Raw genomic sequence first — 25617 nt, forward strand, 5'->3', positions numbered from 1 at the left:
TATGAATAGCTTTATAACTTGTTTCATCTTAATCTATCATCCTTTTTCTGTATATGATATTGGTTACAATGAAAGACACAACGACCCATGCAGCGATGATGCCTAATTCAACAAGTACATCACCGAAACGACTGCCAGCTTCCACTTTTGTCGCTAATTCAATGAGTTGGATGTTCGGCAAGTACAAAGCGACTTTTAATATAGGATAACTATCCGCTAATTGTGTAATAAACGATCCAAGCGAAAAGATGAGAATGACAGGCATCACAATCAATGAAGCTTCCATTACCGATTTTGAATAGAGACCTAGAATGGTTCCGATTGCAATGTAAAATAAAGATGATAGCACGACAGCAACAACGATGACTGCTGTATCAGCCGGTTGGTATCCGGATAAATACGAAGTTAGCACAATGACGCCCAATGTCAAAATAAAGCTAAGCAAACTTTTTCCACCAATAATCTCCATTGTACTAGCTGGCGATAGCATCAGTCCGCGCAATGTGTTCTTTTCTTTTTCTTCAGCGATTAAACAACATTGGACGAAAGTTGCTACCATTGCCATTGCTAAGTTGATTAATAAATAATGAGAGGTGAGATCTTCGACACCTGCACGTCCATACATAAAGCCTAAGCCAATCGGAACGAATAACACGGAAGAAACCGCCCAGTTTCGTGAAAAATCCTTGAAATCCTTTTGAAAGATTGCGTTAACACGTTTTAATGAAATGTTCATGCCAATTTCCTCCCTGTCACTTCTACAAAAATTTGACCAAGCGTCGGTTCGTTTGAATGGATGGTTACAACTTGGTTGTTCTTCATATAGTCGAAGAGTTGCTGTGCACCTTCAGCTCCTGCAGGTAAGATTACTTTCTCCTCATTTACTAATTCGACAGTGAGTGTCGAATCAGAGTACATTTTTCTAAGTTTATCTGGTTGATCCAACAGCTGAATTTTGCCCTTATTTAAAAAGGCAACGCGGTCACACAACGCTTCTGCCTCTTGCATGTCGTGCGTTGTGAGAAAAATGGTGGTTCCCTTCGCATTAAGCGCTCGCAAACCTTCGTGGATATGCAAGGAGTTTGTCGGATCAAGTGCAGATGTTGGCTCGTCAAGAAAGAGGAGTTCCGGCTCGTGTATGAGTGCCCGTGCTAACGTCACACGTTGTGCCATCCCTTTCGATAACGTAGAAACCTTTTTCTGTTTTGCCTCTCTTAGATTCACAGTATCGAGTACTTCATCAATCTTTGAATGGGGCAGGTCATATAAATCACAATAGAGCTTTAGGTTATCATGGATTGACAATCTTCCGTACAAGCCACTGTTATCTGTCAGTACACCAAAGCGTTTCTTGTATTGTGATTTCTTCATCTGAGCAACAGGATCGCCAAAAACGGTTGCAACTCCATTTGTAGGAGTAAGTTGCCCGGTCAATATTTTAATCGTCGTTGTTTTTCCTGATCCGCTCGGCCCAAGGAAGCCAAATATTTCTCCTCTCTTCACATGAAAGTCGACACTTTCAATAGCTGTTTGATTCCCAAAAACTTTCGCTAAACCGCTAACTTCAATTATATTGTCCATTTTCATCCTCCTAAGTCGATCGCTTACGCAATTCATTTCGTACTCTTAGCATAAGCAAAGAAAAAAGGAAGTGCATTTGAATTCAGGTGAAAAGAGCACTCGTGAAGTTGAATGGAGCATAAAAAGAGTTGAATGAACGGATAATAGCATAGGATTTTTGTACGTCTAGCCACATGTAGAGTAAAAAACGCTATTTCCACGGTTGAGTTGGAACAGTAAATGGTTGTTTCATAGCACATAGCTTATCCTTTGCTTGAAAAGCTGGGAACGATGATAGGTTACGTCATGTGATGAATGGGTACCGTATTTGTAGGATTGGATTACGGTACTTAACCAAATAAGCAATAAAGCATTTACTTTGGCAACTAGTAAAGTAATAAACAGAACCTTTGAAAGTGATCTCTTCAATGCTCTGTTTAGCGATGAAAAATTTGCGTTTAATGCGTAGGAATTGTCGTATTATTTCCGAGGAAATAATACAATTTCCAACAGGTTTAGAGTCCAAGCATCTCTTTTAGCTCAATCATCTTTGTTTTTGATAGAGGAATTGTCGATTTGTCTTTATCATCTAGCACAAGACTATAGCTATTCCTAGTCCACGTAATGACTTCACGTACTTTTTGTAAGTTTACGATATAGGATCGATGGCATCGAAAGAAACCAAATGGCAACAATCTTGTCTGCAAATCGTTTAATGTCGACACGGAAGGAAACGATTCTCCCTTAATATGTAAGAAAGATTGTCCATCATTACTTTCAATATAATCAATTTCCGGTGGATCAAATAGAACGATTTTATCATTCACCTTCGTCGGAATTTTTTCGAGACGAACTGGAATGATTGATTCCTGTATTGTTTCTTCACGATCCAAGGATGCTTCTTCATTAATAGCAAGCTTCGTAGAAAAGGCACGAAGCCCATTTTCGTCTAATCGGAAAATTTCATCCGCCATCGTCACGGCGCTCTCCATATTTCCTGTAATGATGAAAGTTGTTAAGTTTTGTTGTTTGAGTCGTTCAATCGTTGATAATAAAATCCTTTTTGATTCCAAATCAAGATTTTGGTCAGGCTCTTCCAGCACATAGATAGATGGATCTTGGATGAGAAGACAGGCAAGTTGGACACGCTTTCTCTCTGAATAGGATAAGTGCTTAATTTTTATGTTCCGCTTCGTTTCCAAATGCGTCAATTCAATTACATCGTCAATACATATTGAAGTCTCATATATCCGCTTAGTAAATCGTAGCATTTCTTCTATTGATAATCGTTCATAAAGTCCGACATGTAAAAAGAAGAAACCAATTCGTCGTTTATGGTTGGAGATTGTCTGCTCATCGACACGGATTTCCCCTGTAGATAATCTTGTTTTATCAAGTAAAAGGTTCATCAGTTGCTCACGCACATTTACACTTGAATAAATCGCCACCGTTTTCCCAGGTACGACTGATAAATCAAATGCAGGAAAAATGATTGCATCATGAATTCTTTTTTCCGCGTTAATAAATTGGAGTGACACGGAACATTCCTCATTTCTACAAAAATCTCTATTTTCTATTCAGTATAACAGTTTTTGTATTGTTACGAAATTTCTTAGGGGAAAGGAGGATAATTGATAGGGAAGGAGAGAGTGACTTTTCAAAACAGAGGTTAACTCGTGGAGACGGTGGTAAAGTGCTTGGAAACGGTGGTAACGGCTCGAGAATCGGTGGTAAAGTGCTTGGAAACGGTGATAACGGCTTGAGTATCGGTGGTAAACTCGTTCAAATCGGTGATAACGGAGAATCTCGAACTTCTCACGTTGTTACAGCAACGACTACATCGTTAGTAGTTACGATTCCAACTCAAGCCATTGAATAATATTTATAGGCGGTATATTCTGTATAGAAGGACGATTTTTCGGGTGCGTTAAGAATGAGTGCCAAGATTGAAGGAGTTTTTGAATGATGAATGCGTCGAATGAGCAGTTGGCCAATTTGCTTTTGCAGCTGTATGGGAAGTCGGATGAGGCGATTTTCTTTTTTGATCGGCAGGGGAAGGTATTGTCGATGAATACGGCAGCAGAGAAGATTTTGGACAAAGATGTATATGAGCAAATGATGGCGGGGAGCACGAAGGCGATTTGTCGGACGTGTAAAGGGTATATGAGTGCGGATGAAGTGCAGACTTGCCATGCGTGTTATATGTCCGAACCAAATCAGGATATTGGCTCGTTTCAAGTGTATTTTGAGACGAAGGGAAGGGGTGTCATTCCTTATTCGGCGAGTATTCAGACGATCGATGAAGCGACGGGTGTTCGGGTGTTCATGTTACGTGATTTGACGGATCAGTATCGGACACAAGACGAGTTGAACCGGAAAATGATGATGAAACGGGTCATTAAAGCGCAGGAAGATGAGCGGAAACGGTTGTCGCGTGAGCTGCATGACGGAGTTGCGCAGGAGATGCTCAGTTCGTTAGTCGACTTGCGTGTGTTGAAATATATGACAATCGAAGAAGACGTGTTGCAGAAAGTGCAACAGACAGAAGGATCGCTAATGCGTTTGTTGGACGATATCCGTCACTTGTCTGTAGAGTTAAGGCCGGCAACTTTGGATGATTTAGGATTAGAGGCTGCGTTCCGAACGCATTTCAAGTGGATTGAGAAGAATTATGGACTTCACGTGAATTTTCAAGCAGCTTTAGAGACGAAGCGTTATGAAAATGAAATTGAGACAGTCGTTTACCGCGTTTGCCAGGAGGCTGTCTTTAATGCATTGAAGTATGCGGAAGTGGATGAAGTTGTCGTTCGTTTGCATGAGGAAGAAGGTTACCTTCATTTATTCGTCGCGGATGAAGGGAAGGGGTTCCAGATGCAAGAGATGTCTCCGAAAGGTACGGGGCTTGGTATTTATAGCATGCAAGAAAGGGCGGATCTTGTGAATGGCGAATTTAAGATCCGGTCAGAAGTAGGGAAAGGTACTGTCATCTTGCTGAAAGTGCCTGTGAAAGGGGGAGATGAAACATGAAAATAGTCATTGCAGATGATCATGCGGTCGTGCGCAGTGGCTTCATGCATATCCTTAATTTTCAAAAAGATATGGAAGTTGTAGCGACAGCGGCGGATGGCTTGGAAGCGTATGATGTAGTGGCAAAATACCAGCCGGACATTTTGCTAATGGATTTGAGTATGCCGCCCGGGGAAAGTGGATTAATTGCCACAGGGAAAATTAAAGAAAATTTTCCGGAAACAAGAATTGTCATATTGACGATGTATGACGATGAAGAATATTTGCATCACGTCATGAAGAACGGGGCGTCGGGCTACGTGTTGAAGAATGCGCCTGACGAAGAGTTGCTTCATGCACTTCGTACGGTATATCAAGGTGGACAATACATCCAGCAATCAATGGCTAATTCGTTCGTTACACGACTTGATAACAGAGAGCAGGATGGAGAAACGGATCCGTATAAGATTTTGTCGAAACGGGAAATTGAAATTTTGCCGCTCGTCGCCAAAGGCTATGGCAATAAAGAAATCGCTGAAATGTTGTACGTATCCGTGAAAACAGTGGAAGCGCATAAGGCGAAATTGATGGAAAAACTTCAGTTGAAAAGTCGGCCAGAGCTAGTTGAATATGCGTTGCGCAAGAAGTTTTTGACTTTTTGAATGGTGGAGTAACTTTACAAAGTGTTGGCTGATTAGTTATGCGGCGATTTCGAGAAGTATGCGGCGTTTCGGTGGAATATGCGCCGTTTTAGTCAAGTATGCCGCGATTGGCGAGTTAATGCGGAGTTCCATTGATTTATGCCGCGATTAGCTGGATATGTGCTGCTCATCTTAGTAGCGCGGGGAATTATTGTTGGTGGAGTTTCCTCTCGCGCTAGATGCCTTTGACAAGCTAAGGGTTTACTTATAGAGGGCGGCCTGGATATGCGGCGATTAGCTGGATTATGCGGTGATATTGAAAAGTATGCGGCGTTTCGGTGGAATATGCGCCGTTTTAGCCAAGTATGCCGCGATTGGCGAGTTAATGCGGAGTTCCATTGATTTATGCCCCGATTGACTGGATATGTGCTGATAGTAGTAGCGCGGGAATTTATTGTAGCTGGAGTTTCCTCTCGCGCTAGATGCCTTTGACAAACTAAGGGTATTTCGCTGGATAATAGTGAAAATATGGGGGTGAAGGGGACATGGAAAATCGATATTCACGTCAGACGTTGTTCAAACCGATTGGGCAAGAGGGGCAACAACGGTTAAAACAAGCGCATGTTGTTGTCATCGGCTGTGGCGCATTAGGTTCACCGATTGCAGAAATGCTTGTACGTGCTGGAATTGGAAAGCTGACAATTGCAGATCGTGATTATGTAGAGATGTCCAATTTGCAACGGCAGCAACTGTTTACAGAACAGGATGCGTTGGACGGCGTGCCTAAAGTAGTTGCTGCAGCAAGAAAACTGAAGGAGATTCGCCAAGATTGCGAGATTCGTACTGTGTTAGATCACGTTGATGGATCGCTTCTTGAAGAACTCGTCAAGAATGCAGCTATTATCATGGATGCGACGGACAATTTTGAAACGCGTCTGCTCATGAATGATGTTGCTTGGAAGCGTGGAATTCCTTGGATTTATGGAGCGTGCGTCGGTAGTTCGGGGACGGTTTTTCCGTTTATTCCTGGTAAGACTGCTTGTTTTCGTTGTTTACTTCCAGTTCTTCCGGCTGTGAATGAAACGTGTGATACGGCGGGTATCATTGCGCCAGCTGTACAAACAGTGGCGGCAAGACAGACTGCAGAAGCGTTGAAATGGTTGACGGGCAATGAAGATGCGATGATGACAAAGCTTCTCCATTTTGATGTTTGGCATAATACACAAGTGGAAGCAGGCATCGCTCGGTTGCAAAATGAGCAGTGCGAAACGTGTGGCGCGGCACCAACTTATCCATCGATTCATCAAACGGAAGGGACAAACTATGCGGTGCTTTGCGGAAGAGAGACGGTCCAAGTCATTCCTGCTAGCAATCGACGATTGTCCATTCAAGATGGAGAACGTGTGGCAAAACGGCTTGGTTCTACCTATAGAACAACGAAGTATTTCATTGAATTCCACGCAGAAGGGTATCGATGTGTGTTATTTGAAAACGGCCGTTTATTAATTCACGGATTAAGAGATCGAAATGAAGGAAGAAAGCTGTACCATCAATTGTTTGGATAAAGGAGTGAAATCATTGTCACATCTGCATGAAATGGATAAGAAAAGCTCGATTGGCATCGCTGTGTTGACAGTTAGTGATACGCGGACGAAGGAAACAGATAAAAGTGGTGGAACGATTATTCAAAAGGCGGAGGCGGCTGGACATCAGATTGAAGATTACAAGATTTGTGTTGATGAAAAGGAAGAGATTACGGACATCGTGAAAAAATGGTCGAAAAATGCTACAATTGAAGCAATTATCATTACAGGCGGATCTGGAATCGGCAAGCGTGATATTACGATTGAAGCGGTGACACCTTTATTCTCCAAAATAATTGATGGATTCGGAGAATTGTTCCGATTTTTAAGTTATACGGAAGATGTCGGATCCAAAGCGCTGTTAAGCCGTGCGACCGCGGGTGCAATAGAGGAAAAGGTGTTATTTGCGTTGCCGGGTTCTTCCAAAGCGGTAGAATTGGCGATGGATAAGTTGATCCTCCCTGAATTGCACCATATCGTTCACGAGTTGACAAAGCATTTGAGATAAAGACTTGCCCGTCGAAAATGCTCGGTAGGTTGCACGTAAAAGACTCCGTAAAGGGCTTTTGGCTTTGATTCCATGGTAGGCGACAACTCTCGAATTGTGAGTGACCAAGCTTCGATGATAGAAATAATTATTTTCCAGCTTGAACCCGATAAATTATTCAGTCGTTCGCTCAAAGTCGCCATTTTTGCCGCCGGTTTTTTTCATTAACATCGTGGGCCCGATGACCATTTCTTTTCCGGCTGCTTTGCACATGTCGTATATGGTCAATGCGGCTGCGGATGCGGCGGTGAGGGCTTCCATCTCGACACCGGTGACACCTTTCGTCTTCACTTCTGCTTGAATGTGGATTTTGTAAAGGTTGTCGGCTTCATTGATGTGCCAATCGAAGTGGACATTTACACCCGTTAATGGAATCGGGTGGCACATCGGAATGAGTGATGCCGTTTTTTTAGCTGCCATGATCGCGGCAACTTGTGCGACGGCAAAGACATCTCCTTTTTTATTCGTCCCATCTGTTATTTGCGCATGGATTGCTGCATTTACACGGATGGAAGAAGTGGCGATGGCTGTTCGTGTTGTGACTGCTTTGTCGGATACGTCGACCATTTTGGCCCGACCTTGTTCGTTGAAATGTGTGAGTTCGGACATGTTGTTCATTCCTTTCGTGAGGGTTGTAAATAAAATCATACATAATCTTATACATTGAATCTATTCGTAGTATAGCAGAGAAGGGGGACGAATCGTATGGTGGAAATGAGAAAGCCGATACGTATTGCAGAAGCTGTGAAGCGTGTCATGAATGAAGTGGTGTCTATCGGTACGGAAGTAATTGATTTGGAAGATGCGTATGGCCGCGTTTTAGCTGAACCGATTATTGCCAAACATGATGTACCGCCTTTTGATCGATCGCCTTATGATGGATTTGCAATTCGTGCGATTGATTCTGCTGGAGCGACGGGCGATTCTAGAATCGCTTTCAACGTTGTCGGTGAAATTGGTGCCGGTTTTGTTGGAGAGCGGCCGATCGGTGAAAAGGAAGCATATCGGATTATGACAGGTGCGCAAATGCCTGATAACGCAGATGCTGTTGTCATGTTGGAGCAGACGGTGGAAACAGCTACTGGATTCACGTTGCGGAAGCCGTTTGAACCAGGTGAAAACATCTCCTACCAAGGCGAAGACTGCAAGAAAGGTGAACAACTGATTGAAGCAGGAACGCTTATTCATCCAGGAACAATTGCTTTGCTTGCCACTTTCGGCTATGCACAAGTGAAAGTGGCGCGACGACCGATTGCTGGTATTTTATCGACAGGAACGGAATTATTAGATGTGTCAGATGCACTTGTACCGGGGAAAATTCGCAATTCCAATGGCCCGATGATTCGTGCTCAGCTCGATCGGATGGGCATCGCGTACCGTTCTTACGGGATGGCGGCGGATGAGCTCGATCATTGCACAACAGTCGTGAAGAAGGCGCTGGAAGAGACGGATTTCCTCATTACGACAGGCGGGGTATCTGTCGGGGATTACGACTACTTGCCTGCCATTTATGAGCGGCTCGGAGCGAAAGTGTTGTTCAATAAAGTTGCGATGCGTCCGGGGAGTGTAACGACGGTAGCAATATTGAACGGAAAATTGCTGTTCGGACTTTCAGGCAATCCGTCTGCGTGCTTTACGGGGTTCGAGCTGTTTACGAGACCTGCGATTCTTCAGATGATGGGTGATACAACCCCTTATATGCCGAGGATGGCCGCGACATTAGGCGAAGATTTCACGAAACCGAATCCGTTTACGCGGTTCATACGTGCTACTTGGGAATTTACACCGAACGGAGTGGTTGCAGTACCTGCGGGTTTTAATAAATCAAATGCCGTTTCTTCGATTGCACGAGGGAATTGTCTCATTGTATTACCGAGCGGAACTCGCGGTTATGAAGCGGGAGATGTCGTCGATATTCTCCTACTTGGCAGTGAACAAGGCGTGCGTGAGTGGACGTTATGAAAACGCTCCATGTCGTCGGCTACAAAAACAGCGGGAAGACGACGCTTATGAGTCGATGGGTCCGTATATTGAAGGAAAAAGGGTTTACAGTTGCTGTTTTGAAGCATCACGGACATGGTGGAAAACCCGATATGCCGGATCGAAAAACGGACACGATGCAATTTATGGCGAATGGTGCTGACGCTACGCTCGTTGCGGGCGGCGGGGCCGTGCAGTTTGTTTGGAATGAAGAGCCGGATTTTGTGCAATTAAAGCAGTTGGCTCGTTACGGAACGCCCGACGTGTTATTGATTGAAGGGTATAAAGCGGAAGTGGGTGAAAAAGTCGTCTTTGTACGTGATGAAGCGGAATGGGAAACGTTGCGGCTTGTGCAAGGTCGGCAACTTGTCATCGGCTATGCACCAATGAACGTTGATTGCATACATATTCATTCACGTGAGCACGTTGAACAAATCGATGACTGGTTCATAGAGTGGATCGGAAAGGGGAATGGCGATGAAACCGTTTGAAATTGTCGAAACACCGATTGATATCCAGAAGTATTCTGATTATGTATTGCATCCTTCAGCAGGTGCCGTCACAATCTTCACAGGTAACGTGAGAGAGTGGACGCATGGCGTAAAAACGTTGTACCTTTCGTATGAAGCGTATATACCAATGGCGGAAAAGAAGCTTGCACAAATCGGGGCGGAGATGGAAGTGAAATGGCCGGGCATTCGCGTGGCCATTGCTCATCGGATCGGTGAACTGCAAATTTCAGATATCGCGGTCGTCATCGCGGTCTCGTCCCCTCACCGTAAGGCGGCATATGAAGCGAATGAATATGCGATTGACCGGATTAAAGAAATTGTTCCGATTTGGAAAAAGGAAATTTGGGAAGACGGAGAAGAATGGATTGGGGCACAAAAGAAGTATCCGGAAAAGGGGGTGGAGCAAGCATGATTCAAGTGCATTATTTCGCGAGACTGCGGGAATTGACCGGTAAAGGACAGGAGACACTCCATCGCGATTCAATGACAGTCAGTGAACTGTTGGACTGGGCGGAGGCGACGTATCCTGGATTTGGTGCAGACACGATTCAAGTGGCGGTGAATGAAGAGTATGCGTTGAAAGAGGATGTCATCCATTCAGGTGATGTGTGTGCGTTTATTCCGCCGGTGAGTGGTGGCTGATGAAAACGGTCGGTATCCTCCTAGCGGGTGGTTTATCAAGACGGTTTGGGTCGCCGAAAGCTTTTGCAAAATGGAATGGCGCTGCGTTTTATGAGTTGTCCCTGCGTGCATTGAGCCCGTTATGTGACGAGGTAGTGATCGTGACGCGGTCGGAATTAGTGGATGCATTTCCAAGTGGGCTTTTTGTAATTACTGATGTGGAGTCGTTTGCTGGACAAGGACCGGTTGCTGGGATTTTATCTGGAATGGAAACGGTCGAGGCGGATCGGTACATTGTGCTGCCATGCGATATGCCGTTGTTGAGTGCTGAAACGATTGGTCGGTTAGTTGCATGTCATGTGTCCGGTGTCACAGCAGTCATTTCAGATGGGAAGCATCATCCACTCGTATCGGTGTGGGATCGGGATGCGCAATCAGTGTTAAGAAGTGCGTTGCTGGAAGGGCAGCGACGGGTGATGAACGTGCAAGAAAAAGTTGGCGTGCGTTGGGTTCAAGGAGCATGTTTGACGGAAAATGCTTCGGAGTTCATGAATGTGAATACGCCAGATCGTTTGAAGGGAGTGGACGGTTATGCAAACGATTGTCGATAAATTAGGTCGACCGATCCGTGACTTGCGTATTTCGGTGACGGACCGTTGCAATTTCCGTTGCTCTTACTGCATGCCGAAAGAAGTGTTTGGTGATGATTATGTGTTTTTGCCGAAAAGTGAGCTGCTTTCCTTTGAGGAAATCGAGCGGTTGGCACGCATTTTTGCTTTGCTTGGCGTGAAGAAGCTTCGTTTGACGGGTGGGGAACCACTTATGCGGCGGGATATTGCGACGTTAATTGCGAAGCTGACGAAGATTGACGGGATTGAAGATATTGGGTTGACGACAAATGGCGTGTTGTTGGGGCAACAGGCGCAAGCGTTGTACGACGCAGGTTTGCGGCGCATGAATATGAGTCTCGATGCGTTGGATCCGGATATTTTTGGTGAAATGAACGGCCGTGGGATTAAACCGGACCTTATTCTACGTAATATCGATCGTGCAAAGGACATCGGTTTTACAATGAAAGTGAATATGGTTGTGAAAAAAGGTGTCAATGAAAGCGAAATTCTTCCGATGGCTGCTTATTTTAAAGAGCGTGGTATTACGCTCCGCTATATTGAGTTCATGGATGTCGGTAATGACAATGGCTGGAGTTTTGACAGTGTTGTCACGAAGAAGGAAATTTATGAGCGGCTTGCGTCTAAATATGAGATGGAGCCTGCGGAAGAAGCGTACTTTGGTGAAGTGGCGAAACGGTATCGCTATGTAGACAATGGGGCGGAAGTAGGCTTCATTACGTCGGTGTCGGAATCGTTTTGTTCAACGTGTACGCGTGCGAGGCTATCGTCTGAAGGAAAGTTGTACACATGTTTATTCGCTTCGGATGGATTTGATGTGCGGGCATTAATTCGAAGTGGTCTGTCAGATGAAGAAGTGATGGATCAGCTGATTGGCGTTTGGGAACGTCGGGCGGATCGGTATTCTGACGAGCGGACAGAACAGACCGTGAAAAATCGGAAGAAGATTAATATGAGTTATATTGGTGGATGAAGGAAGTGCTTTGCGGCTTGGACAAAGTCGGCGAAGTACTTCTTTTGTTGGTGTAGCGGTAGGTAGTAAGTCATGAAATGTTCATTAGAATTGTGAAAGTGATTGATAGGGGAATTGCGCGGAGAAGAAAATACTAATTGGTCAAGTGCATGTGGCGCGATGGGATAAAAAAATTGATATTCGATGACGCGTTCCGCGGAGTATTGGAAGGCCAGGCAATAAGCAGCTCTCGCAGAAAGCCTTTGACAAATAAAGGGTCTGTGCCGCTTGTGTATCATAGTTCGAAGGTCTCGAAATGGTGATAACTTTCATTATATGATCGATAACTCTGGCTATTCAATTGATAACTTCCTGTATTCAATCGAATAAGTTGTGAAATCGACTGATAACCCCCTCTATTATTCTTCTGATTTACCTGATAAGTCTTCATCTTCCACTCACCGCATGATAAACTGAGGGAAAATCCGTTGGGGGGAGCACAAATGAAGCCGAGTGTGTATATTACGAGAAAGTTGCCAGACGAAGTGGTACAACCGTTACTAGAGAAATTTACGGTACGTATGTGGGAATCAGAAGAAGTCGCCGTACCACGAGATGTTTTATTACAAGAAAGCGAACGAGCGGATGCTTTGTTGACAATGATTTCTGATTCGATTGATGCAGAATTGATGGGCGCAGCGAAAAACTTGAAAGTCATTTCCAACTTGGCGGTGGGTTTTAATAACATTGACACGGAAGCGGCAAAGCAAAGGGGTATCGTCGTGACGAACACGCCGGACGTGCTAACGGAGACGACGGCGGATTTGACGTTCGCTTTGGTAATGGCGGCAGCTCGCCGGATGACGTCTGCTGAACGAGCTTTGCGGGATGGAGAATGGACATCTTGGTCACCGCTCGGTTTTACAGGACAGGATGTGTGGGGAACAACAATTGGTATTATTGGCATGGGAAGGATCGGGGAAGCGGTTGCGCGCCGTGCGAAAGGATTTGGCATGGACGTGCTGTATTGCAACCGTAGCCGAAATGCCGATGCGGAAGAAATGCTTGGAGCGCTGCGCAAAGAATTGGACGAATTGCTAGCTGAGTCAGACCACGTCGTCATGTTAGCGCCGTACACGGACGAGACGGCTGGCATGATTGGAGCACGAGAACTGGCATTGATGAAGCCGACCGCCTCTTTCATTTGTGCTTCACGGGGCGGCATTGTGGATGAAGATGCTTTGTACGATGCGCTGAAAAAGGGGACCATTTGGGCAGCTGGGCTAGATGTTTATGCAACAGAGCCGGTGCCAAGCAACCATCCATTATTGTCGTTGCCGAACGTTACGGCAGTTCCGCATATCGGCAGTGCATCTGTAAGAACGAGAATGGAGATGATGCGTGTCAGTATGCAAGCGATTACGGATGTGTTGGAAGGGAAAAGTCCAAAGCATCGCGTTGTATAAGGACAATTAAAAGTACTGGGTTTGATTGTAGAGGTCAACTGCTAATTTTGTAATCGAAAGTAGCAAGAAGCTAAGTAATTTATTCATTCTATTAGCAATGAACATGCTAACTATTCAGCGTGCTGTTTATAGTAATCTCGCTTAACGTAATCAGTTCCAACTTTGAATCTGTTTCTCTCACACAGGCTGTGCAGCAAATGTCTTAATGCGCAGCCTAATTCTTTTGCAGTATTGTAGTACTTTATTCGAGTGGTCATATATGAATTAACTATTATTAATGATTAGGTCGAAGGGAGATGAAAAGATGAGATATTATACCAAAGAATTTTATGAGGAAATGCAAGTAGCTGCATTTATAACATTTCCGCCTTCGAGGGAAGAGTGGAATGAGTTTATGGATTCGTTAAAAGAGGACAAAAAGGACTATATAGATAATGGGATACTGCATTTAGAGCTTATGAAAGAAGATTTGTTGAAGTACCTTCCTACGTCCTTACATAAATTAATCCATGATAAGACTATAGTTACTGATTATCCTTCAAGTGAAAATTTAAAAATAATTAATCAGTGGCGTGAATCTTTTAATACAAAGGCGGAGTGTGTAAAACATGCCTCGATTGAGAGGTATGAGTCGATAAAAAATGAACTCTCTACAAGCGTTGTTCATTTACATGAAGAAGCTTTACATGACGCAGAAGTAATTAGTTTTGAGTGTAAACCTGAAGAACATAAGTGTTATATGATTTTGGAGCACTATAAGAATGGAAAATCTATTAAAGTAAAGTTGACTTTTACAAATGTAAAAGAGCTCTCAGTAGATGAAAATATAAAAGGAGCAAAGTGGCTGTATGATGAAGTATCCGGAGACGCATCCTTTTTCGAAGTTAATATCTTATTTGATTATCCGCTAACAGAATTTCACATGAAGGCTGCTTCATTAGAATTTGAAATAATAATTCCAGAGGTCTAATTTAAAAAGTTTAACATTTAGTACTAAACCATTTTCCTACTAAACCTTTCCCCACCTCGCCCATAGACCCAACTCTCCAACTAGCAATTTATTCCCGCCACAATCTTCAATTCAAGGCATAAGTAGTTGTCCCGCTTAATAGATTGTAATAGTACAGAAACGGGAAAAACCTTCGTTTGGGCTTTTCCGAATGAAGTGCAAATTGAGAGGGAATGGAGGAAAGGGAAAGTGAGTGCAATTATTGTTGCATTGGCGGGGATGGTTGTTTTTGCATTAGGGTACCGTTTTTATTCCAAATTTGTCGCTGAAAAGATTTTTAGGCTTGATCCGAATTATGTGACGCCGGCGCATCGATACAAAGATGGCGTTGACTTTGTGCCGACGAACAAGTTTGTCCTGTGGGGGCATCATTTTACGTCTGTTGCGGGGGCGGCACCGATTTTAGGACCGGCCATTGCGGTCTATTGGGGCTGGCTACCGGCTTTACTGTGGGTTGTTCTAGGTACCGTTTTTGCTGCAGGTGTCCACGACTTTGGAACGCTCGTATTATCAGTGAGAAATAAAGGTCAATCGGTAGGCACCCTTGCGAATAAATTGATCGGCCAGCGGGCAAAGATTTTGTTCTTGTTCATTATCCTTATTTTAGTGTTAATGGTGAATGCGGTGTTTGCTTGGGTTATTTCCAACTTGTTCATTAAATTCCCGGCAAGCGTTTTTCCGGTTTTCATTCAAATTCCACTAGCCATTTGGATCGGGACGGCTGTATACAAACGCCAGAAGAAGATGCTTGTTCCTTCGTTAGTTGCTTTGGCGGTCATGTATATTGCGGCTGTTGTCTCGAGCAAAGTGAGCTTCTTGCAAATTGACCTTGTGAAGTACATGGGTGGGGCGGAAGGGGCTGGCCTGTTCGGTCTCGGTGCCGTTTCATCAGCATTCTTTATCTGGATTATCATCTTGATGGTATATGTCTACTTTGCTTCTACATTGCCAGTTTGGCGCTTGCTACAACCACGTGATTTTATCAACTCCCATCAGCTCGTCGTCGGATTGGGTATTTTCTACTTAGGCTTGTTGTTCGCGAATCCAACGATTACTGCTCCGATGACAAATGCGACTTCAGATGTTTCGTGGTTCCCGCTCTTATTCATTACTATCGCATGCGGTGCCATTTCAGGCTTCCATGGCCTTGTGTCTTCCGGTACTTCATCCAAGCAGTTGAATAAAGAAACGGACGCACGATTCGTTGGCTATCTTGGTGCAGTCGGAGAAGGGATTTTAGCACTCGTTTCCATCGTCGCAGTCATTACATTCTTCCCGAATAAAGATGCATTCCTTGCAACGTACAGCAGCTTCGGGGCAGCGAATGGCTCTGGTTTGACAGTATTCGTACAAGGTGCAAGTAAATTAGCGACGAGCTTACACATTCCTGCAGACATCGCGACAACGATCGTGTCGATCATCGTCATCAGCTTTGCAGCGACGACATTGGATACATCAGTCCGTCTCATGCGCTATATCATTGCAGAACTAGGCATGGAATACAAAATGCCGAAGCTTGCGAAGAAACATGTTGCGACATCAGTTGCGGTCCTTTCTAGTGCTGCGCTTGTCCTTCTTCCACAAGGTCCAAATGGATTTGGTTCTGGAGGCTATTTACTCTGGCCGTTGTTCGGTACGGCAAATCAGCTTTTAGCGGGAATCAGTTTACTGCTCATAGCGGTTTGGCTGAAACGATTGGGCAGAAATTATTTAGTGGCGATTATTCCGATGATTTTCCTGTTATTCATGACGTTACTCGCTATGTTCAAGCAAGTCCTCTTTGAGTGGTCTTGGTTCGGGTCCAATTCCAATTGGCTTCTATTCATTTTCGGTGCCATCATCTTCGTCTTTGCAATTTGGATCATTTTGACGGCGATTTCCGCTTTGTCGAGCAATCAAAAGATTTCAGTGGACGAAGAGTAATTGAGGTGTTTTAATGATTGATTCCCTGAAAAGATTGATGTTGTACTACGAAGAAGTCATTAGTTTGCCGCATCGCCGGGAAATTGCAGCAGAATTACGGGATGAGGAAGACCTGTTTTTCCTCCTCCTGTATTCCGAAATGATTGGCATTCCGAATCCGGCGTATTATTACACATTGGAACTGTATCCGTATATGATTGAAAAATTTCATGAATGGCACTTGCGCATGGGCATGGAGAAATCTCCGATGCATGGCATCCGCTGTTGCTGAAATGAGGGGAAATGATGGATGTATTAACGAAACATATCATTTTTGTCGGTGGGAAAGGTGGAGTGGGCAAATCGACAACGGCTGCGGCCATCGCACACCGCCTATCCACAGCGGGGTACCGGACACTATTAGTTTCAACCGATCCGGCTCACAATGTCGGAGATCTTTTCGGACGACCGATTGGTGGAAAGCCAGTGGAAGTAGCGGATCGACTCGTTGCGCTGGAAATTGATCCACAGCTCGAAACGGAACGCTACATCGCAGGTGTGAAAGACAATATTAAAGGTGTCGTCCATTCAAGCTTGATGGAAGAAGTACATCGCCAATTGGATACGGCAAAAGCTTCACCAGGAGCAGACGAAGCGGCGCTGTTTGATAAACTGATCACAATCATTTTGGAAGAACGGAAGTCGTTTGACAAAATCGTGTTTGACACAGCGCCAACGGGTCATACAATCCGCTTGCTGTCGCTGCCTGAACTAATGGGTGTGTGGATTCACGGTTTATTGGAAAAGCGGAAAAAGACAAATGAAAACTATTCGCGCCTGTTAAATGATGGGGAGCCTATGGAAGATCCTATTTACGATGTATTAGCGGAGAGGCAACGACGGTTTACCCAAGTACGGGAACTATTAATGGATCGCCAGATAACAGGGTTCCTGTTCGTTTTGAACCCCGAGCGTCTACCGATTTTGGAAACAGAAAAAGCAATCGACTTGTTACACCGGCATTCGCTCGAAGTGAAATCGATCGTCGTCAATAAAGTCCTTCCTGAACACGTGGAAGGTACATTTTGGAATGAACGAAAAGCACATGAACAAAAATATTTGGAGATGATTGAGCAGTCGTTTAACGAGCAAGAAATTCTCTTTGTGCCGTTATTGCAAAGCGACATTACGAATTTTGAAGACTTGGCGCTGTTCAGTGAACAATTGACGTGATAAAAAAGGCCTCCTTAGAACGCTTAATCTAAGAGGCCTTTTTCGAATTCAATTTTTAGGTGGAGAGAACCTAGCCGTATTGTATTTGTCATTACTGCTTTCTCATAAACCCCGCAACCGCTTCATTCACAAAATGCGCACCGAGCTTAACCGTCCGGTTGTTTTCATCCAATGAAGGGTTCACTTCACAAATATCAAATGAGCACGTCTTCTCGTGCCCCACGACTTTCCGGATGATTTCGCGGACGGTCGTCGGCTCTAACCCAAATGGGGACGGGGCACTGACGCCGGGGGCATATGCTGCATTCAAGACATCCGTGCATAGCGTAAGGAGAACGGCATCATGCTTGTCCATGAACGCATCCAGTGAATCCATTAACTGCCCCAGTTGTCCTGGCATCATTTCATCTTCATGAACGTATGTGACACCAAGAGCATCAGCTCGGTTAAATAGCTCCTCAGTATTACCGTATCTTTGGATGCCCGCAACGAAATAGGATGCATGGGCATCATGTTCTAAAATTTGTCTGAACATCGTACCCGATGAAGTCTGTTCATCATACGGACGCAAATCGAAATGGGCGTCGATATTGACAATGCCAAGAGAAGCATCCTTTCCGAGAAATTCACGTACCCCTACATAATGACCGAATAATGTTTCGTGCCCGCCACCTAAAATGATCGGCGTCGACCCATTCCCTAGCAATGTCTTCACAACGTCACCTAATTGTTGCTGTGCAGCTTCCATTTCCTCACCGCGACACGTAATATTGCCGACATCGACAAAACGCTGTCGCTCTAGGAACCTCCATGGCAACTTCGCAAGTTCACTCCTTATGGCATCAGGAGCCTGTGCCGCACCTAGCCGACCTTTATTGCGCCGGACCCCTTCCTCACATTCAAATCCGACAACCGCACAAACATCCACTGCTTCGCGAACGTCAAGCTCTTCCACTACTTGATGATAGCGGAAAGCCGTAAAGTCCTCCGTATCATCAATTCTCCCCGTCCAAATCGTTTCACTCACAATACCATCCCTTTCTAAAGGAGACTCCTTGCCAACAGTATATCGCTAGATTATGATTATTCCAACAATCGATTTTTAGAAAGGTGATCGTATGAATATCGTGTTGCTCTTAAAAGACCCACTCGAAGCACAAGGATTAAAATGGCTCCTCACCTCACAATGGACCGACGTGCAGGTGGAAATTGCCGACGTTCACAACCCGACCACAGACGCTTACCTTTATATTATCGATATGACATTGCTCGACGCAGATTTCGAAGTCCCGCCACATGCCGTCTGGCTCGGCATTTCATCTGAACGGACATTCCAAACTGTCTACAAAGCCCTATCCTTAAAGGCGGAAGATGTCCTATTCCGCCCATTTCAACCGGACAGGCTTATTCGACAGATCCAACAAATTCGCTTTCGTTGGCGGAACGAATTAGCGCAACGTAACCGACCCGTCCAACAACGCACCGATGTCATAACGTATGAACACCTGCTCATCGGCGAAACAGAGGTGCAAACCCCAGTGCTGTTGAGTTTAATCGCGCCATCACATATTGAAGAGGTCGATCATCTCGTCCGCGAACTCGAGATGTATGATTTCCCGACTACATATGACATCTTCCCGTTTTCTGATTTTGTGCTCGTCATCCATCGGTTAATAGATCTCAACACCCTTCAAGAAGCGTATACGATCTTTTATTCGCAATGGAAGCTGCAATCGGATGCATTACTGACGATCTATTTACATACAGATGAAAGCCGTACAACGTATCGTTCACTGTATAAAAGAATGCGTCGTCTCCATGAACGTATTTTCTATGACGGTTATGATGTATTGTCTTTGGAACAAGAAGAGCTTCATTGGCGGGAGATGGATCCTTTTCTGTCACCGCTCGAGCAACGGAAATGGGTGGAAATGCTTGAAAAACGGCAAATGATAGCCATACGGGAATGGATGGAACAAGACTTTTTAACGGTGGAAGCTCCATTTCCTGATCCCGAAATGGTCCGCGTCCGACTGACGAGTATTCTCGCACAAGTGCGGCGGTATATGACCGCCCATTCCGTGAAATCACAAACTGTCGAGCAAGCCTATCGCGCAGTATTTGAAACCGTCATTCGAGAGCCAGTCATGTACCAAATTATCCAATCTTTCCTTACATTCATTGCCGATTTACTGCAAACGTCAGAAGGGGTGCTGCGACGGGAGGGGAGCTTGGTCGATAAAGTGCAAGAGCGCATGCAAGCGAATTACTGGGATGCGACGTGGAGCTTGGCGGCATGTGCAGAGGAATTGAGTATCCATAAAAGCACATTAAGCCGAAAGTATGCGAGTGAAGCAGGGAAGTCCTTCAGCGATTCGTTATTGGAGATTCGCATCGATGAGGCAAAACGATTGTTGAAAGAGACCGACTTGGCCATTGCAGATGTATCGCAATCAACCGGATTCACACATGCTACGTATTTCAGTAAGCGGTTTAAAGAGGAGACGGGTCGGACGCCTTATCAGTTTAGAGTGGGCTGAGTTACGAGGATGAAAAAAAGATGGATTTACACTTATTGACTTTGTAGAGGGTACTGACCAGGATTTAGTAGTTGGCTTGAAAACAACATCCAATCCTAAAATACTATCCTGGTCATTATGAGATTATGCATATTAACGAATTGAATACTTGTTAAAGAAACTAGATCCTTTCTTTGTCAACACCTATCTAATAGCTCCTGCATCATATCTGCACGAATCATTCGAAATTGAAAAGGTACTTCCAGTTTTGCAAGCCATTCTATATGACTATGAGGAATTTTATATAACGCCCCACTTAACCCTTCTGGAAAAATAAGCTCGATCAGACAAGTACAATCGTATTCCTTCATAATGATATCGAGACGATTTCTAAAGTCTTTTGGATTTCCGAGCAGAACTTCTAGGTTCTTAAACAATTGTAATACTGCTTCATCGTGATCATATGCACAAGCCGATGTTTGATTGTCTGATAGTCGAACAAACCGGCTCCAATAGGCATAAGCTGCCTCCCCATGTTGGCTAAAAAAATTAAAATCTCCTCTATTAAAATGAAATGAGTTAGTTATTCCTAAAATCGTATCAATATCTGTACTGGAAAACAATTTGAATTCTTGTCCCCAATTACTATGAAAAGATTTTGCTTCAGAAGTTACCGAAATACCTAATAAAAATGGATCCAAAAACATCCTCCTCCATTAGTTCGTTGTCATGTAATGATCTCTGAAATTCGAAGTGATGATTATTCGACAATTACAACATATTTTCCCTGAATTTGCATCCTTCCCTAAAATAATATACTTACTTTTTTATAAAAACTATGAGTTTAAAATACTGATTTTTCGGAAGGATATATGCACTATCTTTTTTTAAAAACATCTTATTGTTATGAAGTTATTGCAAACATATTATTATAGAATACAACTTTGAATTATATCAGCTCATGCAATCAGCTAAAAAAGTATAAATAAGCAAACAATCTATAAACAATTAACTGAACTTTCCTTATAGAATGATAGTAACGAAAGGGAGGTTGGTTGAAAATGAAAGCGGATACAGTGGAGAAGGTTGTTCAATATCGAGGTACGGAGTTACATACAAAAGGGTGGCAGCAAGAGGCGGCACTTCGGATGTTGATGAACAATTTACATCCGGATGTGGCGGAGCACCCGGATAAATTGGTTGTTTATGGGGGAATCGGCAAGGCGGCTCGTAACTGGGAAAGTTTCGATGCGATTGTTCGGTCATTGAAAGCGTTGGAAAATGACGAAACGCTATTGATCCAATCCGGAAAACCGGTTGCAATCTTCAAATCGCATACGGATGCACCGCGTGTATTAATTGCGAACTCGAACATTGTCCCTGCGTATGCAAACTGGGATACATTTCATGAGCTCGATAAGAAGGGCTTGATGATGTACGGGCAGATGACGGCAGGTAGCTGGATATACATCGGATCGCAAGGCATTGTTCAAGGGACATACGAGACGTTTGCGGAACTCGGTAAGCAACATTTCGGCGGCTCCTTAAAAGGAACGATTACGTTAACGGCTGGTTTAGGCGGCATGGGTGGTGCGCAACCATTGGCCGTAACGATGGCGGGAGGCGTTTGTATTGGCATCGAAGTCGATGAATCGCGTATTGATCGCCGGATTGAGACGCGGTATACAGATGTTAAAACGGATTCATTGGATGAAGCGATCCGTTTAGCAGAAGAAGCGAAAGCTGGAGGGAAGGCTTTGTCGATCGGGTTACTTGGAAATGCGGCTGATATTTTGCCTGCCATGATTGCACGCGGCTTCAATCCAGATGTCTTGACGGATCAGACATCAGCGCACGACCCGTTGAACGGCTATATACCTTCAGGGATGACGCTTGAACAGGCAGCCGAGCTTCGCGATTCCAATCCGGAAGAGTACGTAAAGCGATCGAAAGCTTCGATGGCGACACATGTTTCGGCGATGATCGACATGATGGATAAAGGTGCAGTTACATTTGACTATGGGAACAACATTCGCCAAGTCGCGAAAGATGAAGGGGTCGAGCGGGCATTTGATTTCCCTGGATTTGTGCCTGCGTATATCAGACCACAGTTCTGTGAAGGGAAAGGGCCGTTCCGCTGGGTAGCGCTTTCGGGTGATCCGGAAGATATTCGAAAGACGGACGAAGTGATTTTGCGGGAATTTAGTTACAATACGCATCTATGCAATTGGATCAGGATGGCGCAGGAAAAAATTCAGTTCCAAGGGTTGCCGTCACGAATTTGCTGGCTCGGGTATGGCGAACGTGCACGTTTTGGGAAAATCATTAACGACATGGTCGCAAGTGGGGAATTAAGCGCGCCGATCGTCATCGGACGGGATCACCTTGATTCAGGATCGGTGGCGTCACCAAACCGTGAGACGGAAGCGATGAAAGATGGGTCGGATGTTGTTTCGGATTGGCCGATTTTAAACGCGATGATCAATGCAGTCGGTGGGGCAACGTGGGTGTCTGTCCATCATGGTGGCGGTGTTGGTATGGGGTATTCGCAACACGCGGGAATGGTTATCGTGGCGGACGGAACGAAAGAAGCGGAAGCGCGTTTGGAACGTGTATTGACGACAGATCCGGGCATGGGCATTGCACGACATGTCGATGCAGGTTATGACTTGGCGATTCAGACAGCAAAAGAAAAAGGGGTCAATATCCCGATGATGGAAGGTGAACGGTCTTGAAACCAGTTTGGATTCAACATGCAGCACAATTAGCGACGATTGCAGGTGAAAATGGACCGCGCAAACGTGAGAAGATGTCTGAACTAGGCATTATTGAAGACGGCAGTATATGGATAGAAGATGGAGTCATTCAAGCGATCGGAACGACGGAGGAATTGCAGAAGCAATATGGCGACCGTGCCGCTGACGCGGAAGTGATTGACGCTTCAGGAAGGTTAGTTACGCCAGGACTTGTCGATCCGCATACACATGTCGTGTATGGGGGGAGCCGTGAAAGAGAATTTGAAATGCGGCTAGAAGGCGCTACGTATATGGAGATTATGAATGCGGGTGGCGGCATCCATGCGACGAGCCGGATGACACGAGAAGCGACAGAAGACGAGTTGGTCGAGCAGTCGACGCGGAGACTAGATTCCTTCCTCATACATGGTGTGACGACTGTTGAAGGGAAAAGTGGGTACGGTCTTAATTGGGAGACGGAGTTGAAACAGTTGCGGGCGGCGAAGCGATTGAATGAAACGCATCCAATCGACCTCGTCTCGACATTCATGGCGGCGCATGCCGTTCCGTTAGAATATAAGGGTATGGAAGATGAATATATTGATAGCATCATCAATGACATGCTGCCGATTGTTGCGGAAGAGAAGCTTGCGGTGTTCAATGATGTGTTCTGCGAAGTAGGTGTCTTCACTCCTGAACAATCTGAACGGATTTTGGAAGCAGGGAAAAAGCTTGGGTTGATCCCGAAAATTCATGCGGATGAAATCGAATCATATGGAGGGGCAGAGTTGGCCGCAAAAGTCGGTGCCATTTCAGCGGAGCATTTATTAAAAGCATCTGACGAGGGAATTCAACAGATGGCAGAAGCAGGTGTCATCGCTTGTTTATTACCAGCAACAGCACTGTTCCTACGTGAGCAAGCGGCGCAAGGACGCAAAATGGTCGATGAAGGGGTCGCAGTTGCAATTTCAACAGATTGTAATCCGGGATCTTCGCCAACAACCTCGATGCCACTCGTTATGAATTTGGCGTGCATTTCCATGCGTCTGACACCGGCGGAAGCACTCGTTGCAGCGACAATGAATGCTGCATGCGCAATTGGAATGGAAGCGAAGGTCGGATCTCTTGAAGTAGGAAAGCAAGGGGATGTCGTCATGTGGGACATCGGCAATTATCAAGAACTGCAATACTTGTTTGGCGTCAACCATGTCGATAAAGTATTCAAAAAAGGCGTTCGAGTTGTAGGGTGATGAATGGCCGTGAATGAAGCTTGTGTTTCATTCACGGTATTTTTGAAAGGATAATTAACGGAACATTCAGAAGGGGTGAAATGTATGGAGCAAGTGGGAGAAAAGGTGAAAGTAGTGCGTTCAAATCCAGGCATGTGGAAGTTTTTTGTATTTAGTGCAATCGGTGCATTCATGTTTTTTGTACCTGTCACGATTGGTGAAAAGCGTTCAATTATGCTCGATCATATCGTCACGTTCATTCAGACGCACGCAGGGGGCGCGTTGCCGTATTATGCGTTGCTTGTCATCTTGGCGGGGGCGGTTTATCCATTCGTCTCAGGTGCTTGGAAAAAATCGACGGTGAATAGGGTATTTTCGGTATTTAAAGTGGTTGGGCTCGTAGTAGGCATTATGCTCGTCTTCAATGTAGGGCCAGCGTGGCTTTTTGAACCGAGTATGGGACCATTTTTGCTGAATAAATTGGTTATTCCAGTCGGGTTATTAGTGCCGATTGGAGCGATATTTTTAGCGTTGCTCGTCAGTTATGGCTTGTTAGAATTCATCGGTGTGCTCTTGCAACCCATTATGCGACCGGTATGGCGAACGCCTGGACGTTCAGCGATTGATGCGGTTGCTTCGTTTGTCGGTTCTTACTCACTTGGGTTGTTAATTACAAACCGGGTGTACAAAGAAGGGAAGTACACGGCGAAAGAAGCTGCAATTATTGCGACTGGATTTTCTACGGTTTCGGCGACATTCATGGTCGTCGTAGCGAAGACATTGGATTTGATGAGTATGTGGAATTTGTACTTCTGGGTGACGTTACTCGTGACGTTCCTTGTTACAGCGATCACGGTCCACATTTGGCCGTTGCGTTCATTCAAAGATGAATACTACGAAGGGGCGACTCCTCAACCGGAAGTGAAGCCGGAAGGGAGACGGATTGCGACTGCATGGAATGAAGCGATGGACACGGTTTCCAAAGCACCGACGTTTGCGCAAAATATTGTGACGAACGTACGGGATGGCTTGATGATGGCAATGGCAATTTTGCCGTCAATCTTATCAATCGGTTTGTTGGGGCTTGTGTTGGCCGAATTCACACCCGTATTCGATTGGATCGGATACATTTTCTACCCATTCACGTGGCTGTTGCAGTTGCCGGAGCCGATGCTAGTCGCAAAAGCATCCGCGTTAGGTATTGCTGAAATGTTCCTGCCAGCATTGTTGGTCGTCGAATCTGCGTTAGTCGTTAAGTTTGTGATCGCGGTTGTGTCGGTATCATCGATTATCTTCTTCTCGGCACTCGTTCCGTGTATCGTGTCAACGGAAATTCCGCTCACGATTCCGCAATTGATTGTTATTTGGATCCAACGTGTGATCTTAACCTTACTCATCGTTACCCCTATCGCGTATTTACTGCTATAAAGAAAAAACACTCGGAAGTTGCGATTTCCGAGTGTTTTTAGTTGTGCGCCCGGCATGGGCTATAC

Annotated in this window: 26 protein-coding genes; 20 read left to right on the top strand and 6 right to left on the bottom strand. The window is 44.9% G+C overall.

The features are described 5' to 3' along the window. Nucleotides 1-28: 28 nt before the first annotated feature. The 3 genes from NRI27_RS12735 to NRI27_RS12745 all read right to left on the bottom strand — a co-directional run bounded on the left by NRI27_RS12735 (nt 29) and on the right by NRI27_RS12745 (nt 3098). Nucleotides 29-736 (bottom strand): ABC transporter permease, encoded by a 708-nt coding sequence (locus NRI27_RS12735; protein ID WP_371391026.1) that lies wholly within the window; start codon nt 734-736, stop codon nt 29-31. Continuing rightward, nucleotides 733-1581 (bottom strand): ABC transporter ATP-binding protein, encoded by an 849-nt coding sequence (locus NRI27_RS12740; protein WP_371391027.1) that lies wholly within the window; start codon nt 1579-1581, stop codon nt 733-735. The genes NRI27_RS12735 and NRI27_RS12740 overlap by 4 nt, the downstream gene beginning before the upstream one ends. Before the next feature lie 494 nt (nt 1582-2075). Beyond that, complete coding sequence (locus NRI27_RS12745) at nt 2076-3098, bottom strand: LytTR family transcriptional regulator DNA-binding domain-containing protein (protein WP_371391029.1); 1023 nt, start codon at nt 3096-3098, stop codon at nt 2076-2078. 59 nt (nt 3099-3157) lie between these two features. Here NRI27_RS12745 and NRI27_RS12750 point away from each other — a divergent pair, with 59 nt between their 5' ends. From NRI27_RS12750 to NRI27_RS12770, 5 genes are all read left to right on the top strand, one after another. Next, nucleotides 3158-3439 carry a hypothetical protein gene (locus NRI27_RS12750; protein WP_371391030.1) on the top strand — a complete coding sequence of 94 codons (282 nt, stop codon included), beginning with the start codon at nt 3158-3160 and terminating at the stop codon, nt 3437-3439. Between the two features lie 86 nt (nt 3440-3525). After that, nucleotides 3526-4587 carry a sensor histidine kinase gene (locus tag NRI27_RS12755; RefSeq protein WP_371391031.1) on the top strand — a complete coding sequence of 354 codons (1062 nt, stop codon included), beginning with the start codon at nt 3526-3528 and terminating at the stop codon, nt 4585-4587. Continuing rightward, nucleotides 4584-5228: a response regulator gene (locus NRI27_RS12760; protein ID WP_371391032.1), complete on the top strand. Its 645-nt coding sequence runs from the start codon at nt 4584-4586 to the stop codon at nt 5226-5228. Before NRI27_RS12755 ends, NRI27_RS12760 begins: the two co-directional genes overlap by 4 nt. 524 nt (nt 5229-5752) lie before the next feature. After that, a complete protein-coding gene (locus NRI27_RS12765; RefSeq protein WP_371391033.1) occupies nt 5753-6772 on the top strand; it encodes a ThiF family adenylyltransferase in 1020 nt (339 codons plus the stop codon). 31 nt (nt 6773-6803) lie between these two features. Next, nucleotides 6804-7298 (top strand): MogA/MoaB family molybdenum cofactor biosynthesis protein, encoded by a 495-nt coding sequence (locus NRI27_RS12770; protein ID WP_371391052.1) that lies wholly within the window; start codon nt 6804-6806, stop codon nt 7296-7298. A gap of 153 nt (nt 7299-7451) precedes the next feature. On the opposite strand, the gene moaC is transcribed toward NRI27_RS12770, so the two are convergent. Further along, entirely contained in the window at nt 7452-7946 is a 495-nt protein-coding gene (gene moaC, locus NRI27_RS12775) for a cyclic pyranopterin monophosphate synthase MoaC (RefSeq protein ID WP_371391034.1), read from the bottom strand. Nucleotides 7947-8042: 96 nt separating this feature from the next. Between moaC and NRI27_RS12780 the strand changes: the two genes are divergently transcribed. From NRI27_RS12780 to NRI27_RS12830, 11 genes are all read left to right on the top strand, one after another. Continuing rightward, nucleotides 8043-9299: a molybdopterin molybdotransferase MoeA gene (locus NRI27_RS12780; protein WP_371391035.1), complete on the top strand. Its 1257-nt coding sequence runs from the start codon at nt 8043-8045 to the stop codon at nt 9297-9299. Further along, entirely contained in the window at nt 9296-9808 is a 513-nt protein-coding gene (mobB, locus tag NRI27_RS12785; RefSeq protein WP_317946418.1) for a molybdopterin-guanine dinucleotide biosynthesis protein B, read from the top strand. Before NRI27_RS12780 ends, mobB begins: the two co-directional genes overlap by 4 nt. Next, entirely contained in the window at nt 9795-10241 is a 447-nt protein-coding gene (locus tag NRI27_RS12790; protein WP_317946391.1) for a molybdenum cofactor biosynthesis protein MoaE, read from the top strand. Before mobB ends, NRI27_RS12790 begins: the two co-directional genes overlap by 14 nt. Then, the gene (moaD, locus tag NRI27_RS12795; protein ID WP_317946392.1) at nt 10238-10471 is read left to right on the top strand and encodes a molybdopterin converting factor subunit 1; all 234 of its coding nucleotides are present in this window, start codon (nt 10238-10240) and stop codon (nt 10469-10471) included. Before NRI27_RS12790 ends, moaD begins: the two co-directional genes overlap by 4 nt. Then, nucleotides 10471-11061: a molybdenum cofactor guanylyltransferase gene (locus NRI27_RS12800; protein ID WP_371391036.1), complete on the top strand. Its 591-nt coding sequence runs from the start codon at nt 10471-10473 to the stop codon at nt 11059-11061. The genes moaD and NRI27_RS12800 overlap by 1 nt, the downstream gene beginning before the upstream one ends. After that, nucleotides 11042-12052: a GTP 3',8-cyclase MoaA gene (gene moaA, locus NRI27_RS12805; protein ID WP_371391037.1), complete on the top strand. Its 1011-nt coding sequence runs from the start codon at nt 11042-11044 to the stop codon at nt 12050-12052. Before NRI27_RS12800 ends, moaA begins: the two co-directional genes overlap by 20 nt. 482 nt (nt 12053-12534) lie before the next feature. Continuing rightward, nucleotides 12535-13497: a 2-hydroxyacid dehydrogenase gene (locus NRI27_RS12810; protein WP_371391038.1), complete on the top strand. Its 963-nt coding sequence runs from the start codon at nt 12535-12537 to the stop codon at nt 13495-13497. Between the two features lie 304 nt (nt 13498-13801). Next, the gene (locus NRI27_RS12815; RefSeq protein WP_371391039.1) at nt 13802-14467 is read left to right on the top strand and encodes a DUF4085 family protein; all 666 of its coding nucleotides are present in this window, start codon (nt 13802-13804) and stop codon (nt 14465-14467) included. Nucleotides 14468-14695: 228 nt separating this feature from the next. Then, nucleotides 14696-16429 carry a carbon starvation CstA family protein gene (locus NRI27_RS12820; RefSeq protein WP_371391040.1) on the top strand — a complete coding sequence of 578 codons (1734 nt, stop codon included), beginning with the start codon at nt 14696-14698 and terminating at the stop codon, nt 16427-16429. A gap of 13 nt (nt 16430-16442) precedes the next feature. Beyond that, nucleotides 16443-16700, top strand: a complete 258-nt coding sequence (locus NRI27_RS12825) for a cory-CC-star protein (RefSeq protein ID WP_317946401.1) — start codon at nt 16443-16445, stop codon at nt 16698-16700. 14 nt (nt 16701-16714) lie between these two features. Next, the gene (locus NRI27_RS12830) at nt 16715-17641 is read left to right on the top strand and encodes an ArsA family ATPase (protein WP_371391041.1); all 927 of its coding nucleotides are present in this window, start codon (nt 16715-16717) and stop codon (nt 17639-17641) included. A gap of 91 nt (nt 17642-17732) precedes the next feature. On the opposite strand, the gene hutG is transcribed toward NRI27_RS12830, so the two are convergent. After that, on the bottom strand, nt 17733-18671 hold the full coding sequence (gene hutG / locus NRI27_RS12835; protein WP_371391053.1) for a formimidoylglutamase: 939 nt from the start codon (nt 18669-18671) through the stop codon (nt 17733-17735). An 88-nt stretch (nt 18672-18759) separates the two neighbouring features. Between hutG and NRI27_RS12840 the strand changes: the two genes are divergently transcribed. Then, nucleotides 18760-20181, top strand: a complete 1422-nt coding sequence (locus tag NRI27_RS12840; protein WP_371391042.1) for a helix-turn-helix transcriptional regulator — start codon at nt 18760-18762, stop codon at nt 20179-20181. Between the two features lie 176 nt (nt 20182-20357). Here NRI27_RS12840 and NRI27_RS12845 read toward each other — a convergent pair whose 3' ends face one another. Beyond that, on the bottom strand, nt 20358-20861 hold the full coding sequence (locus NRI27_RS12845) for a hypothetical protein (protein WP_317946407.1): 504 nt from the start codon (nt 20859-20861) through the stop codon (nt 20358-20360). A 360-nt stretch (nt 20862-21221) separates the two neighbouring features. Between NRI27_RS12845 and hutU the strand changes: the two genes are divergently transcribed. The 3 genes from hutU (at nt 21222) to NRI27_RS12860 (ending at nt 25552) form a co-directional block, all read left to right on the top strand. After that, nucleotides 21222-22895 carry a urocanate hydratase gene (gene hutU / locus NRI27_RS12850; RefSeq protein WP_371391043.1) on the top strand — a complete coding sequence of 558 codons (1674 nt, stop codon included), beginning with the start codon at nt 21222-21224 and terminating at the stop codon, nt 22893-22895. Next, on the top strand, nt 22892-24145 hold the full coding sequence (hutI, locus tag NRI27_RS12855) for an imidazolonepropionase (RefSeq protein ID WP_371391044.1): 1254 nt from the start codon (nt 22892-22894) through the stop codon (nt 24143-24145). Before hutU ends, hutI begins: the two co-directional genes overlap by 4 nt. Nucleotides 24146-24229: 84 nt before the next feature. After that, nucleotides 24230-25552 carry a YjiH family protein gene (locus NRI27_RS12860; RefSeq protein ID WP_371391045.1) on the top strand — a complete coding sequence of 441 codons (1323 nt, stop codon included), beginning with the start codon at nt 24230-24232 and terminating at the stop codon, nt 25550-25552. The last annotated feature ends 65 nt before the right edge of the window (nt 25553-25617 follow it).

It is taken from the genome of Sporosarcina sp. OR05 (assembly GCF_041414805.1).
Classification (GTDB): Bacteria; Bacillota; Bacilli; order Bacillales_A; family Planococcaceae; genus Sporosarcina; species Sporosarcina saromensis.